The sequence below is a fragment of the Buttiauxella sp. genome (assembly GCF_035271705.1).
Lineage (GTDB): Bacteria > Pseudomonadota > Gammaproteobacteria > Enterobacterales > Enterobacteriaceae > Buttiauxella.
Genome location: NZ_DATERI010000179.1, coordinates 1 through 14,616, shown reverse-complemented (window position 1 = coordinate 14,616; position 14,616 = coordinate 1). Strand labels below are relative to the sequence as shown.

At 50.1% G+C, this 14,616-nt stretch carries 12 protein-coding genes and 1 riboswitch; of the genes, 3 read left to right on the top strand and 9 right to left on the bottom strand.

Annotated features, from left to right (window positions below; all coding sequences use genetic code 11):
• Positions 1–310: 310 nt before the first annotated feature.
• Positions 311–1,177 carry a glutamate racemase gene (gene murI, locus VJY99_RS16315; protein WP_324120325.1) on the bottom strand — a complete coding sequence of 289 codons (867 nt, stop codon included), beginning with the start codon at positions 1,175–1,177 and terminating at the stop codon, positions 311–313.
• Complete coding sequence (gene btuB, locus VJY99_RS16310; RefSeq protein ID WP_324120329.1) at positions 1,122–2,993, bottom strand: TonB-dependent vitamin B12 receptor BtuB; 1,872 nt, start codon at positions 2,991–2,993, stop codon at positions 1,122–1,124. The genes murI and btuB overlap by 56 nt, the downstream gene beginning before the upstream one ends.
• 70 nt (positions 2,994–3,063) lie before the next feature.
• A riboswitch (cobalamin riboswitch) is annotated at positions 3,064–3,252 on the bottom strand.
• A gap of 108 nt (positions 3,253–3,360) precedes the next feature.
• On the opposite strand from btuB, the gene trmA reads away from it, so the two are divergent.
• The gene (gene trmA / locus VJY99_RS16305) at positions 3,361–4,461 is read left to right on the top strand and encodes a tRNA (uridine(54)-C5)-methyltransferase TrmA (protein ID WP_324120324.1); all 1,101 of its coding nucleotides are present in this window, start codon (positions 3,361–3,363) and stop codon (positions 4,459–4,461) included.
• Between the two features lie 59 nt (positions 4,462–4,520).
• On the opposite strand, the gene VJY99_RS16300 is transcribed toward trmA, so the two are convergent.
• Both VJY99_RS16300 and fabR read right to left on the bottom strand, forming a co-directional pair.
• Positions 4,521–4,877, bottom strand: a complete 357-nt coding sequence (locus tag VJY99_RS16300; protein ID WP_324120322.1) for a YijD family membrane protein — start codon at positions 4,875–4,877, stop codon at positions 4,521–4,523.
• Positions 4,878–4,887: 10 nt separating this feature from the next.
• Complete coding sequence (fabR, locus tag VJY99_RS16295) at positions 4,888–5,529, bottom strand: HTH-type transcriptional repressor FabR (protein ID WP_324120327.1); 642 nt, start codon at positions 5,527–5,529, stop codon at positions 4,888–4,890.
• Positions 5,530–5,725: 196 nt separating this feature from the next.
• On the opposite strand from fabR, the gene sthA reads away from it, so the two are divergent.
• Positions 5,726–7,126, top strand: coding sequence for a Si-specific NAD(P)(+) transhydrogenase (sthA, locus tag VJY99_RS16290; RefSeq protein WP_324120320.1), 1,401 nt, complete (start codon positions 5,726–5,728; stop codon positions 7,124–7,126).
• Here the strand turns inward: sthA and oxyR are convergent.
• The 5 genes from oxyR to argC form a co-directional block, all read right to left on the bottom strand.
• A complete protein-coding gene (gene oxyR, locus VJY99_RS16285; protein WP_324120318.1) occupies positions 7,109–8,026 on the bottom strand; it encodes a DNA-binding transcriptional regulator OxyR in 918 nt (305 codons plus the stop codon). The two genes, sthA and oxyR, sit on opposite strands and share 18 nt — an antisense overlap.
• A gap of 268 nt (positions 8,027–8,294) precedes the next feature.
• Positions 8,295–9,668, bottom strand: coding sequence for an argininosuccinate lyase (gene argH, locus VJY99_RS16280; RefSeq protein ID WP_324120316.1), 1,374 nt, complete (start codon positions 9,666–9,668; stop codon positions 8,295–8,297).
• 108 nt (positions 9,669–9,776) lie between these two features.
• Positions 9,777–10,994: an argininosuccinate synthase gene (locus tag VJY99_RS16275; protein ID WP_324120314.1), complete on the bottom strand. Its 1,218-nt coding sequence runs from the start codon at positions 10,992–10,994 to the stop codon at positions 9,777–9,779.
• Positions 10,995–11,029: 35 nt separating this feature from the next.
• A complete protein-coding gene (gene argB, locus VJY99_RS16270) occupies positions 11,030–11,803 on the bottom strand; it encodes an acetylglutamate kinase (RefSeq protein WP_324120312.1) in 774 nt (257 codons plus the stop codon).
• 19 nt (positions 11,804–11,822) lie between these two features.
• On the bottom strand, positions 11,823–12,827 hold the full coding sequence (gene argC / locus VJY99_RS16265; RefSeq protein WP_324120311.1) for an N-acetyl-gamma-glutamyl-phosphate reductase: 1,005 nt from the start codon (positions 12,825–12,827) through the stop codon (positions 11,823–11,825).
• 184 nt (positions 12,828–13,011) lie between these two features.
• On the opposite strand from argC, the gene argE reads away from it, so the two are divergent.
• Complete coding sequence (gene argE / locus VJY99_RS16260) at positions 13,012–14,163, top strand: acetylornithine deacetylase (protein ID WP_324120309.1); 1,152 nt, start codon at positions 13,012–13,014, stop codon at positions 14,161–14,163.
• Positions 14,164–14,616 lie beyond the last annotated feature (453 nt).

Genomic DNA, 14,616 nt, shown 5'->3' with positions numbered 1-14,616 from the left:
CTGCTTGGTCACTCTTCAAGACTTGATATTTTTTTGATACCCGAAGGTATCTGAGATATCAATCCTGCGAGTGCCCACACAGATTGTCTGATAAATTGTTAAAGAGCAGTGAGTTGGCCGCTTTCGCTTGCTAACTCGAGGAGACGTATATTACGTTTTCCTCTTTCAGAGTCAAGCGTTTATTTTCGCTTTTCATCTGGCTGACAAGCCGGTTTGTAAGCCGTTGTGCCGTGTCAGTGGAGGCGCAGTATAGGGATTTTCTGGAAGCTGACAACCCCTATTTTCAATTTTTATTTCAACCGTCGATTTTTTATTCAAAATTGCTAGAAACAGCCAGTTTTTCTAGCCTTGGGAAGCCATAACGCTGCAAAACGGGCGTTAATTGTGCAATCTCAGGGGTTAGCCCCATACAGAATGCAATATTCTCATCGGCAGATGATGCATTCGGAGATTCATGCTCCAGAAGCCATACAGTACGGCGAGCAATCGCTGCGCCTGAATCTATCAACCTGGTACCTTCTGGAAGGACTTGCAGCAACTCTTCTTCTAATAGAGGGAAATGGGTGCAACCTAATACTACTGTATCTGGCGGCTCCTTCATTCGTAGCCACGGACGAAGAATCTTGCGCAGTTCCTCAAGGTCAACAGGTTGACCATGTAACTTGGCTTCTGCTAATTCCACCAACTCTGCAGAGCCGAGCATTTCAATTCTGCATTCCGACGCAAAGCGCGCGACCAACTCGTGAGTATAAGGACGGCGAACCGTACCGCGAGTCGCCAGTAAACCCACAACACCATTAGTCGTCAGACGCGCAGCTGGTTTAATCGCAGGGACAACGCCTACAACCGGGAAAGCAAACTTTTCACGCAGAGCGGGAAGCGAAACGGTACTCGCCGTATTACAGGCGATAATGGCGAGAGCGAGTGGGTAACGTTCCTGAACCGCAGTAACAATTTCGACTACGCGCTCAACAATAAACTCTTCGCTTTTCTCGCCATAGGGGAATGCTACATTATCGAAAGCATATATGTAGTGCAGGTCAGGCAAAAGCTGCCGGACTTCATCATACACAGAAAGCCCACCGACACCGGAGTCAAAAACCAGTACGGTGGGACGTGTATTAGAAGGTATAGCTGCCAGAGAGGTAGTATTCCCGTCCTGGGGTTTGATAGCCATAAACCGTCTCGTAATCTTTATCGAACAGGTTGGCGATTCTACCACGAACGGTTAGCTCAGAGGTGAGCGGATATGATGCGGCAACATCAACTGTGCTGTAACTCGGCAAAATTTGCTGAGTGGGGTTGTAAGCAGAGGTGTTGTTATCATAGCGTTTTCCGTAATACTGCCACGCTACATCCATATTTACGTTAAACATCGTCCAGTCGAGCTGGTATTTTGCCTGGCGCTTAGCGCGACGAGCCAGCACTTCATCATTCTGGTCATCACGGGGATCCATATACTGCAGCGTTACCTTGTGGGTAAAGATGCCAGTCTCAAGACTCCCGGTCCATTCAAGCCCTTTGATGGTCGCAGACTTGATGTTGTCATAAGCCCCAGCATAAGTGACGGGATCGGAATAGTAGGTAATCAGGTTCTCAATCGTGTAGTGATAAGCCGACAGGCGCCAGTCCAATGGACCGGTCAAGCCTTCAAGCCCTGCTTCCCATTGACTGGATTCTTCTGGTTTCAGATTCGGGTTGGAATCGATACCAAAGCGCGTGGAGCCATACTGCTGCCCCAGCGATGGCGCAAGGAACCCTGTACCGTAAGAAACAGTGGCACGATATCCTTCCACGAACTCCCAGCCTGCCGCCGTCTGCCACGTGCCATGCCAGCCGAATTGCTCGTCATGATCTTCACGACCAGAGGCTTCTAAAGTCACATCACCAAACTGCTGCTGCCCACTCAGGTAGACGCCGGTGTTGTCGCGTTGATAGCTATCAGATACAACAGTGTCAGAAGAGGTCAGACGCTGTTGCTGCCAGTCCACCCCAGCACTGATAGAGCCGTTCCCAACCAGGAAGTTGTTACCCCATTGGATGTTGCTCTGGGTCATGCGGTCGAGGGTCGTACCATCGTTATAGCGGCCAAACTCACTGCTATAGTTGTAGTCCTTCACTTTTTGATAGCTTGCCAACAGCTGCGAAGAATAGATTCCAGAATGGTAACGCAGGCCAGCATCGTAATTTTGGTTATAGAGTTGATGCTCATCGGCGCTATACGCTGGCGTAAATGGAGGAGCACCTAAATCATAATCGCTGTTGTTGGTGTAACCGTAGGTGCGGAAGAAGCCATCAAACTCATCGCTAAATTTGTGCTCAAGACCCGCCCAATAGCTTTTGCTACGGTAGCCATCGCTGTCGTTATCACCGCTATAAGTCGAGTGCGGCTGCACGTTGAAGCCTTTAGTGGATTCATACGCGCCAGAAACTGTCGCCACAGTATCACCAAAACGTTTACGCAAAGTACCGTCGTACTGCTGGTAGCTATTGGAACCGACACCTGCATTGATCTGCGATTTTTCTTCATCGGTCTGGGTGATGATGTTCACCACACCACCAATCGCACCGGAACCATAAACGGCGGAGCGTGGGCCACGAATGTATTCCACTCGCTGCACTAAAGAGAGAGGAATTTGGCTGACGTCCGAAGAATTGGAAATACCTGGGCGCGCAAGCGGAACACCATCTACCAACACTAATACATGGCTGGCACTCGTTCCGCGAATAGACATAGAGGAGCTTTGCCCCAAACCACCGTACTGCGCAATATCGACACCCGGTAAACGGCGCATCACATCATTAAGTGATTTTGCCTGCCATTGGTCGATATCTTCCCGGGTCACAACATCAGTTGGAGCAAGAACAGTATTCACAGGTTGTTGAAAACGGTTTGCCGTTACCACCAAAGTTTCGTCAGAATTGCTGTCTTGCGCCCAGCCTGAAAAAGCCGTTACGGACAGAGCCGTAAGCAGCGAAAGTTTCTTTACCATCATTTTTAATAAGCATCCGCTTTCCAATAAGGATGCCGCAGACATAACCGATAGCACGCGATAGTTATGCAGATTGCGACGTATACCGGCAGGTCTTCGGGCTTGGATGTGCTATCTGGATGATGACTTCCCACTTATATAAGCAGTGTCTGCATATTGCACTCATCCCACAATTCCTTACCGCTGCGCGTCAGCCCCAGAATTACACTGGGTTCCCTTTTAACTCATACAAAAAGAGGCCGGAATCGCTATGCTACGATTTTGTTACCAAGTTTGTCTAGAAACATCAAAATGCAACAGCGCTGGACATCACGTGCCTATTCCCTACAATCGCCGCGTAGTTTGACTTCATTAACAGGTAGGCGCTATGACCCCCGAACATCTCCCAATTGAACAGTACGACGCGCAACTGGCCGAAAAAGTCGCCCGCTTGCAAAGCATGATGGCACCTTTTGCGGCACCTGCACCGGAGGTGTTTCGCTCGCCAGTCAGCCATTACCGGATGCGTGCCGAATTCCGCATCTGGCACGATGAAGACGACCTGTACCACATCATGTTTGACCAGCAAACTAAGCAACGTATTCGGGTCAATAGCTTCCCGGCAGCCAGTTCGCTTATCAATGCGTTGATGCCTGCAATGCTCGACGGTGTTCGTGACATCCCTGCCCTGCGCTATAAACTTTTCCAGATCGATTATCTGACGACAGTGAGCAACCAGGCGATTGTTTCACTGCTTTATCATCGCAAGCTTGGTGAAGAGTGGCAGCAGCATGCCCAAGCGCTGCGCGACAATCTGCACGCTCAGGGTTTCAACGTTCATTTGATTGGCCGCGCGACCAAAACCAAGATCGCGCTGGATCAGGACTTCATTGATGAACGCTTGACCGTTGCCGGTAAAGAGATGATTTATCGCCAGGTTGAGAACAGCTTTACCCAGCCTAACGCTGCGATGAATGTTCATATGTTGGAATGGGCGCTGGATGCGACTCAAGGTTCAAAAGGCGATCTGCTGGAGCTTTACTGCGGCAACGGTAACTTCTCGCTGGCTCTGGCACGGAATTTCAATCAAGTGCTGGCAACCGAAATTGCCAAACCTTCTGTGGCTGCAGCGCAATACAACATTGCCGCTAACCAAATCGATAATGTGCAAATTATCCGCATGGCGGCAGAAGAGTTTACTCAGGCGATGAATGGCGTACGTGAGTTTAACCGCCTGAAAGGCATTGATCTGAAAAGCTATCAGTGCGAAACCATTTTTGTCGATCCACCTCGCAGCGGCCTGGATGCTGACACTGTGAAAATGGTGCAGGCGTATCCACGCATCCTCTATATCTCCTGCAACCCGCAAACCCTTTGCGAGAACCTGGAGATATTGAGCGAAACCCATAACGTGTCACGTTTGGCGCTATTCGACCAATTCCCCTACACACACCATATGGAATGCGGCGTGTGGCTAACACGCAAATAGCAAAACGGACGCCGAGGCGTCCGTTTTTAGTTTTTTCTTGGATGTTTCTTCCCGCGTGATTATTCCGTCACCTGCGATTTACGAGCGCGGACTTTAAAACCAATCCAGAACAACAGGGCGACTGAAAGCACCGCAGGCAAGAAGTTCGATCCAATCGCTGGGTACTCTGCACGCACAACTGCGCTATATAGCAACACACCCAACACGAAACAAGCTGCGGCAATACTAGGCAAACCCACCGGCATCGTGCGATTTAGGTAGCGTTGATGCAAACAGTACACGGTAAGCAGCAGCGCAATAATTGGGAAAATGGAAAACGGCACAACCGAGCTAAACACAGCGGCAAATGTACCGTTGATCGACAAGCCCGCGATAAACGCTAGCCCGAGCGTACCTCTATCTTGTAACTGTTTCATTGCTCTTCCTTCACTCTTCAGATATTTGAGCTATTGCCATTTTTTCTTGCTCCCGGCGATACCAGTAATACGCACCTTTAGAAATCATGCGCAACTGAAGCACCAGGCGCTCTTCAAGCTGACGACGCTGATCGGCATCAACGTCCAACGCTTCGGCACCAGCACTAAAGACAATCGTAACCATCGCTTCTGCCTGCGCCTCAGTAAAGCTGCGTGGCATACGATTTTCGAGTTCCAGATAGTCAGCAAGTTCCGCAATAAAATGCTGAATTTCACGCGCGACGGCGGCACGGAATGCTGCTGACGTTCCAGAACGCTCCCGCAACAACAAACGGAACGCGTTGGGATTATTACCGATAAATTCCATAAATGTTGAGACAGAGGTACGAATTACGCTACCTCCTTTGGCAATTCGTTGGCGAGCCTGGCGCATTAACTGACGCAGCATCAGGCCGCTCTCGTCAACCATCGTCAGCCCAAGTTCATCAACGTCACGGAAATGGCGATAAAACGATGTTGGCGCAATTCCAGCCTCACGGGCGACCTCGCGCAAACTCAGGCTGGCAAAACTCCGTTCAGCACTTAATTGGCTAAACGCGGCTTCTACCAGAGAACGCCTGGTTCTTTCTTTTTGTTGCGCTCTTACACCCATCATGTTGCCTGAATTCCCCAAACCAAACTGGCACTATATCAGAACCCAACGCTACAGCCTCTAAACAGGATTGTGAATGATTGTTTACGGGAGCGCCCTCGCGTAACAGAGGAAAAAGCACAAGGAGAATTGGGTTATACCGCTGTTGATGTTACCATCGTGTTGCTTTTATGTATAAGAACAGGTAAGCCTTACCATGTCACACACCTACGATTATGACGCAATAGTAATTGGTTCCGGCCCGGGCGGCGAAGGCGCTGCAATGGGACTGGTGAAACTTGGAGCAAGGGTAGCCGTGGTTGAGCGCTACCATAATGTGGGTGGCGGTTGTACCCACTGGGGAACCATCCCTTCCAAAGCCCTCCGCCACGCAGTTAGCCGCATTATCGAATTTAATCAAAACCCTTTATACAGCGACCACACTCATCTTCTCCGTTCTTCCTTCGCCGATATTCTTAATCACGCCGACAGCGTTATTAACCAACAAACTCGCATGCGCCAGAGCTTCTATGAGCGCAACCGCTGCGAGATGTTGCAGGGCGATGCACGTTTTGTAGATGAACACACTATTTCACTAGAATGCCCCGATGGTTCAGTGGAAATGATCACCGCTGAAAAGTTCGTGATAGCGTGTGGCTCACGACCTTATCGTCCGCCAGAAGTCGATTTCAGCCATCCACGCGTGTACGACAGCGACTCCATTCTCAATCTGCACCACGAACCACGCCACGTGATTATCTATGGCGCTGGGGTGATTGGTTGCGAATACGCGTCAATTTTCCGTGGCATGAACGTCAAAGTTGATTTGATTAACACCCGCGATCGTCTGCTGGCATTTCTCGACCAGGAGATGTCCGACTCACTCTCTTATCACTTCTGGAACAGCGGCGTCGTCATTCGCCACAACGAAGAGTTTGAGAGTATCGAAGGAGTGGAAGACGGCGTCATTGTTTCGCTGAAATCAGGCAAGAAAGTGAAAGCTGACTGCCTGCTGTATGCCAACGGACGTACCGGTAACACCGATTCATTGTCACTGGAAAGTGTCGGACTGGAGGCGGATGGACGCGGACTGTTGAAGGTCAACAGTATGTACCAGACTGCACAACCGCACATTTATGCTGTGGGCGATGTTATTGGTTATCCAAGCCTGGCATCAGCGGCCTACGATCAGGGCCGAATCGCCGCGCAAGCGATGGTCAAAGGTGAAGCGACCGCTCATCTGATTGAAGATATTCCAACGGGTATTTATACCATTCCGGAAATCAGCTCCGTCGGCAAAACCGAACAGCAGTTGACGTCGATGAAAGTGCCATATGAAGTGGGCCGTGCGCAGTTCAAGCATCTGGCTCGTGCACAAATCGTTGGCATGAACGTGGGTACGCTAAAAATCCTCTTCCATCGCGAGACAAAAGAGATTTTAGGCATTCACTGCTTCGGTGAACGCGCGGCTGAAATTATTCACATCGGCCAGGCGATTATGGAGCAGAAAGGTGGCGGCAACACAATTGAGTACTTTGTTAACACCACCTTCAACTACCCGACCATGGCGGAAGCCTATCGGGTTGCAGCACTAAACGGCTTAAACCGCTTGTTTTAACGCTGGCTCAAAATGGCCATCCATGTGCGTACGGATGGCCTCTGCGAGTTGCTCATAGCGACCACGCAGTGGAGAACCCGGACGATAAACCAGGCCGATAGTCCGGCGCGGTTCTGGTTTATAACACGGCAAATAGACGACACCATCCCGTCTACGCTCATTCGGCACGGCCAGCGCGGGTAACAAGGTAATTCCGCTACCTGCCGCAACCATGTTACGCAGCGTTTCAAGGCTGGTTGCACGGAAATGCGTATCTTCGTCGGCACCCGCTTCAAAGCAGAAACCCAACGCCTGATCACGTAGGCAATGCCCATCTTCGAGCATCAGAAGCTTTTCACCCGCCAAATCCGACAACGGGACGCGGTCGCGATCGGCCCATGGGTGATCCTGGTAAATCGCCAGCATCATCGGCTCGTCGAATAACGGTACTTCAATAAACGCTTCGCTCTCTTTTACCAAAGCTAGAATCGCACAATCAAGCTTGCCGCTATCCAACTGCGCGAGCAGTTGATGGGTTTGCGCTTCGTGAAGGTACATTTCTAGTTTGGGGAAAGTTTTATGTAGCATCGGGATAATCTGCGGCAGCAGATAAGGTCCAACGGTTGGGATCAAACCAATGTGCAGTGGCCCGGACATCGCTTCGCCTTGTTGGCTCGCCATCTCTTTCAGGACTTTCACTTCGCGCAGCACAGTGCGCGCCTGATCCACCAGCAGCAAACCCGCCTGAGTGAACAATACTTTTCGGCTGGTGCGCTCAAGCAACATCACACCGAGTTCATCTTCAAGTTTACGAATCTGGCCGCTCAGCGTTGGCTGACTAACATGGCAGGAATCCGCTGCCCGACGAAAGTGACGATGTTCAGATAACGCCACCAAGTATTCAAGATCACGAATATTCATTCTCTATCCTCCGTCGCCATGATAGTTCATGGCGATAGAAATCATAGCAACGAACGATTATCCCTATCAACTGTTGGTAGTAAATAATAGCCATCAACAGCACAAACCATCCTTGCCCTTGGTTTTGCTGCGGGGACAATCCTGACTCCCTAACTAAGTACTGAAGCCAACGTGAATCATTTAGCGGACATTATGTCCGCTCTTTTTTTATCCGTTATAAACCAAAAAGCCCGGCACAAGGCCAGGCTCTTCTTATCTTGCAACGATTTTAAACCAGACGTTGTTTCGCGTCGGTAATCGCCTGTGCTACCTGTTGAGGTGACACCCCACCTTTTGCTACGCGCTTATCCAGGCAAGATTGCAGTGACAAAATTGGGTAAACATCATCACCGATAGTCGCGCTGAATTTTTGTAAATCAGCGAGCGGTAACGCTTCCAGCGCTTTGCCCTGACGAATCGCTTCCACCACGGCTTCACCTACAATGTGGTGTGCTTCGCGGAACGGAACACCTTTCGCAACCAGGTAATCAGCCAGTTCCGTGGCATTGGCATAGCCCTGTTCAGCAGCTTCTTTACAACGCGGACGTTTCACCTGAATGCCATCCAACACCAACACGGACATATGCAGGCAATCGAACCAGGTATCGAGCGCGTCGAATAAGCCCTCTTTGTCTTCCTGCATGTCTTTGTTATAGGCCAGCGGCAGTCCTTTCAGGGTCATCATCATACCCGTCAGTGCACCCTGCACACGGCCACATTTGCCACGGATAAGCTCTAACGCATCAGGGTTTTTCTTCTGCGGCATCAGTGAAGAACCCGATGTCACACGGTCAGACAGCTCAACAAATCCTGCTTCCCCGGTGTTGAAGAAAATCAGATCTTCAGCAAAACGCGACAAGTGAACCATACCGATAGACGCATCAGAAAGCAGTTCCAGCACGTGGTCGCGGTCTGACACACTGTCCAGGCTGTTACGGGTTGCCGAGGCGAAACCTAACCAACCGGCCAGTTGTTCACGGTCGATTGCATAGGCCGTACCCGCCAGTGCACCGCTACCCAGAGGGCTAACGTCCAGACGTTCGAGCGTGCTTTGCAGACGGCTTTCGTCACGCGCCAGCATTTCTACATACGCCAGACACCAGTGTGCAAACGTCACAGGCTGCGCACGTTGTAAGTGCGTATAACCCGGCATCACGGCATCTTGATTGTTTTCTGCCGTCTCAATCAGGGCCTGTTGCAGTTGGCGAGTCGCCCCCAGCAGCTCACTGATTTGCATTTTGCACCACAGTTTAAGGTCAGTGGCGACCTGGTCATTACGGCTACGGCCAGTGTGGAGTTTTTTACCAAGCTGACCGACTTTATCGATAAGCTTACCTTCCACCCAGCTGTGAATATCTTCCGCATCGCTTTCAAGAATAGCCTGCGGATTAGCCTGAACTTCTTCAAGCAGGAAATTCAGCGCTTGCTCAAGTTCCTGTTGTTCAGCAATTGTCAGAACACCAACCGTAACCAGCGCTTTGGACCAGGCGACAGAACCCACAATGTCAAACTCCGCCAGTCGGTAGTCAAAGCGTAATGAATCATTGAACGATTTGAACCGCTGATCTGCTGCCTGAGTAAAACGTCCACCCCAAAGTGCCATATTGATGCTCCATAAATTAAATGATTCGACTACCGTCAGGCTTTATCGTCGTAGGCAGTTTGAACCCGAGCACTGCCCGGGTTCAAACTGACAAGTAAGATAGCCTGATTATTTCTTCAGTTCGTTCAATGCGCGAATACGTGATGACAGCGAGAACAGACGGATAAAGCCGCCTGCGTGGCTGTGGTCATACACTTCATCTTCACCGAAGGTGGCGAACTCTTCGTTATACAGACTGTTCGGTGATTTTTTCTGTGTCGCCGTTACCTGACCTTTGTAGAGCTCCAGCACGACTTCGCCGTTTACATCAGCGGCCAGTGATTCTGCAGATGCCTGCAGGGATTTACGCAGCGGTGCGAACCAACGACCATCGTAAACCACGTAGGACATTTCCTGGCCCAGTTGCTCACGCCATTTGAAGCTATCACGGTCTAAAACCAACTGCTCAACGCCACGGAGTGCAGCCACCATGATGGTGCCCCCTGGGGTTTCATAGCAACCACGGGATTTAATCCCAACCAGACGGTTTTCTACGATATCAATACGACCGATACCGTGTTTAGAGCCAATTTTGTTCAGCGTTTCCAGGCACTGGAACGGGCTCATGGTTTCCCCATTAACCGCAACAACTTTGCCGTGTTTAACGGTCACAGTGACTTGTTCTGCCTGGTCTGGAGCTTCTTTAGGATCAACAGTCCACACCCAGCAATCTTTGTTTGGTGCATTCCATGGGCTTTCCAGCACGCCACCTTCGGTTGAGATGTGCCATGCGTTTTCGTCACGGCTGTAGATTTTCTCAAGTGAAGCGGTGGTCGGGATATCGCGCTCTTTCAGGTAATCCAGCAGTGCTTCACGGGAACGCAGGTCCCATTCACGCCATGGCGCAACCACTTTCAGATGTGGAGCCAATGCCGCCCACGCAGATTCGAAACGTACCTGGTCGTTCCCTTTACCGGTCGCGCCGTGGCACAGCGCGTCTGCGCCTACTTTATTTGCTACATCAACCAGTGCTTTAGCAATCAGCGGACGTGCCATAGACGTACCCAGCAGGTAGGTGCCTTCGTACAGTGCGCCAGTCTGCAATACCGGATAAACGTAATCGCTGATGAATTCTTCACGCGCATCGACGACGTAGCATTCAGTTGCGCCAGAACGCAGTGCTTTTTGCTCTACGCCTTTCAAGTCTTCACGATCCTGACCGATATCCACCACACAAGCGACCACTTCACAGCCGCCGTAGTTTTCTTTCAGCCATGGAATGATGGCTGAAGTATCAAGGCCGCCGGAATATGCGAGAACGATTTTTTTGATGCCGTGATTTTGCATTATCTTTTCCTTCAAATTCAAATTGATGCGCTAAATTAAGCTAAGATCCGGGTGCCAATGGCTACGCCGTTAAATAAAGAAGGTAACTGCTCCGCGTGACGCCAGGATGCGATATCCACTGGGCGACCCAGAGTGCGTGCTGCATCCAGTGCTGCGTTAACCTTAACAATCATGCCGTCGGTAATAATGCCTTGAGCGATTAATTGCTCAGCTTTGGCCGCCGTCATTTCTGCAATACGCTGCCCTTTGCCATCCAAAATACCGCTAACATCTGACAGCAGAATCAAATCCGCGCCAAGTGTTGCAGCCAGTGCCGTAGCAGCCTGATCAGCATTAACATTCATCAGTTCGCCTTCAGCAGTCACACCAATGGAGCTGACAATTGGCAGAAAACCGGAGTCCAGCAGCGTGGTAATCAGCTTTGCTGAACCTGGTTTTGCCAGACCTACATGGCCCAGTTCTTCGTCGAGTTTGGTCACCGTGACGCTATCGCCATCGCCGAGGCAAAGACCCACACCATTGATGTCATGTTTTTTTGCCCATGCCAACAATGTTTTGTTCGCTGTACCCGCCAGCGCACCGGTAATAATATCAATCTGATCCGCAGGCGTGACACGCAGGCCGTTTTTCTTGGTCACCGGCAAGGAGAGCTTTTTCATCAGCTCATCAACTAAGCAACCACCACCGTGAACAATCACCAGCGGGCGTTGATGGGACTGACGATAGTTCACCAACGCAGTAAACAGACGCTCCAGCGCTTCTTCGCTATCAAGCAGTACGCCACCTAATTTGATAATTAATGGATTCATCGTGTCACCCAACTACCGGTTAAATTAGAGACTGCGTTTCGGCAAAGCCAAAACGAATATTCAGGCACTGCACGGCCTGAGCCGATGCGCCTTTAAGGAGATTATCTTCGGTTGCGACGACAATCAGATGCTCGCCCTGCACGGCAAAACCAATATCACAGAACGGCAAGCCAACCACGTTTTTCAGTGCTGGCACACCTTTGTCATACAGGCGCACTAACGGTTTATCCTGATAAGCCTGATTAAATACCTCAGCAACTTGCTGCTGAGTCACTCCTGCTTTCAGACGGCAAGTAATGGTCGCCAGAATCCCACGAGGGAAATTGCCCAAGTGTGGCGTGAAAATCACTGGAGTACCGAGATGCGTGGCAATTTCTGGATGATGGCGATGATTAAAAATGCCATAAGGTTGCAGACTAACTTCGCAAAAGCTGTTGGACATCGCAGCCTTACGCCCTGCCCCACTCACACCACTGGTCGCGTTGATAACAGGCCATTGGTTCAAATCCAGCAGCCCGGCATCAATCAGAGGTTTTAACGCCAGTTGAGATGCGGTTGGGTAACATCCAGGCACAGAAATCAAACGGGTTTCTTTTAGTTTGTCGCTTTGCCATTCCGCCAGACCATAAACTGCCTGCTCCAGCAATTCAGGATATTGATGCGTAAAGCCGTAGAAATTCTCATAAAACTTGGCATCGTTAACGCGGAAGGCGCCAGAGAGATCGATAACAACACAGCCTTTATCCAGAAACTGCGGTGCCAGGTCATGGCTAACTTCATGAGCAGTTGCGAGAAACACGACATCAACGCCATCGGTAAATTCGCTGATATCCGACATTGGTTGTAACGGCATGTCCACGATACCTTTTAATTGCGGATGCAAATCAGATATCAATTTTCCTGCGTCATTACTTTGCGCTGAAACCGTCAAAGCGGTTATGTTCATATAAGGATGGCGATTCAAATAGGTCACAAGCTCTGCGCCTGCATAACCGCTGGCACCAACAATCAGCGTATTCAACATCTCGGCTGTACACCTTCTTAGGTTGTGTCTGCTAAAGGTGTCAGCTTGAAAGCCATCACCCAACTTACAATTACGTGGTTCAATCCACCGGAACCAGGGGTTCCATCGCGGCAGGTAATAATGTATTTTTATTCAATATTACTGCATGATTATGTATACCAACCTGAGCTAAGGCCTGTCAACAGTGAAGATGAAATTACCTCCTTTTATCGAGATTTACCGCGCATTGATCGCTACCCCCTCCATCAGCGCCACCGACAGTGCGTTGGATCAAAGCAATGAGTCTTTAATCAATTTGCTGGCGGGCTGGTTCCGCGATCTTGGATTTAACGTCGAAATACAACCTGTACCGGGTACGCGCAATAAATTCAATATGCTGGCAAGCACAGGAAGTGGTGCTGGTGGGCTGCTGTTGGCGGGTCATACGGATACCGTACCGTTCGACGATGGTCGCTGGACACGCGATCCCTTTACACTGACCGAGCATGAAAACAAACTGTACGGCCTCGGCACCGCCGATATGAAAGGCTTCTTCGCCTTTATTCTCGATGCCCTGCGTGATGTTGATGTGACTCAGCTTAAGAAACCGCTCTACATTCTGGCCACCGCCGATGAAGAAACGACGATGGCCGGTGCTCGTTATTTCTCTGAAAACACCAGTTTACGCCCGGATTGTGCCATCATCGGCGAGCCAACATCATTACAGCCGGTGCGCGCCCATAAAGGCCATATCTCTAACGCAATTCGTATTCTCGGCCAATCCGGGCACTCGAGTGATCCGGCTCGTGGCGTGAACGCTATCGAACTGATGCACGACGCTATCGGTCACATCATGTCGCTGAAGAACACGCTGAAAGAGCGTTATCACCATGATGCTTTCACCGTGCCGTATCCAACGTTGAACCTCGGCCACATTAATGGAGGCGATGCAGCCAACCGTATTTGTGCCTGTTGCGAACTCCACATGGATATTCGTCCGCTACCTGGGCTTACGTTAAATGATCTGAATGGTTTGCTGAATGAAGCATTAGAGCCCGTGAGCCAGAAATGGCCGGGTCGCTTGACGATTTCCGAACTGCATCCGCCGATTCCAGGCTACGAGTGCGCCAAAGACCACCAGCTTGTACAAGTGGTCGAAAAGTTATTAGGTGCGCAGACCGAGGTCGTGAACTACTGCACCGAGGCGCCATTTATCCAGACTATTTGCCCAACGTTAGTATTGGGACCGGGTTCGATTAACCAGGCGCACCAGCCTGATGAATACATCGAAACACGTTTTATTGAGCCAACTCGGAAACTGATAACACAAGTAGTGCACCATTTTTGCTGGCATTAAAAAATAGCGTTCATGGGGGTTTTGCCCCCTTTTTCAGCTACTTTTTTGTGTATTTACCCTAATTAATCCGAGTTGCATCCTGGTGGCAAGAGCGCGACAAATTCGTCGGGAATGAATTTGACCAGCCTATGGCTGGCCTCCGGCGAGAGACAGGAGTCCCTCGTTAATCCCGCTGAGCTTACACAAGTAAGTGATGCGGGTGAGTGAGTGTAACCAACAAAGATGCAACTTGAAGTATGAAGGATATGAGCGTGGATTTTATTGTCCAGACATATTCGAGACAACAAGATAGTCAAGCTAACGGGCAAAACATTTTGTCCAGATATCCCTAGTATCGTATTACGAAAACATATTACGCGCAGATGAAGAATCGAATCGGTTATTCCCCTGCGTTTGTTTAATTACCAATGAAATACATGAGGTCTTTATGCAACAAGAAGCGCTAGGTATGGT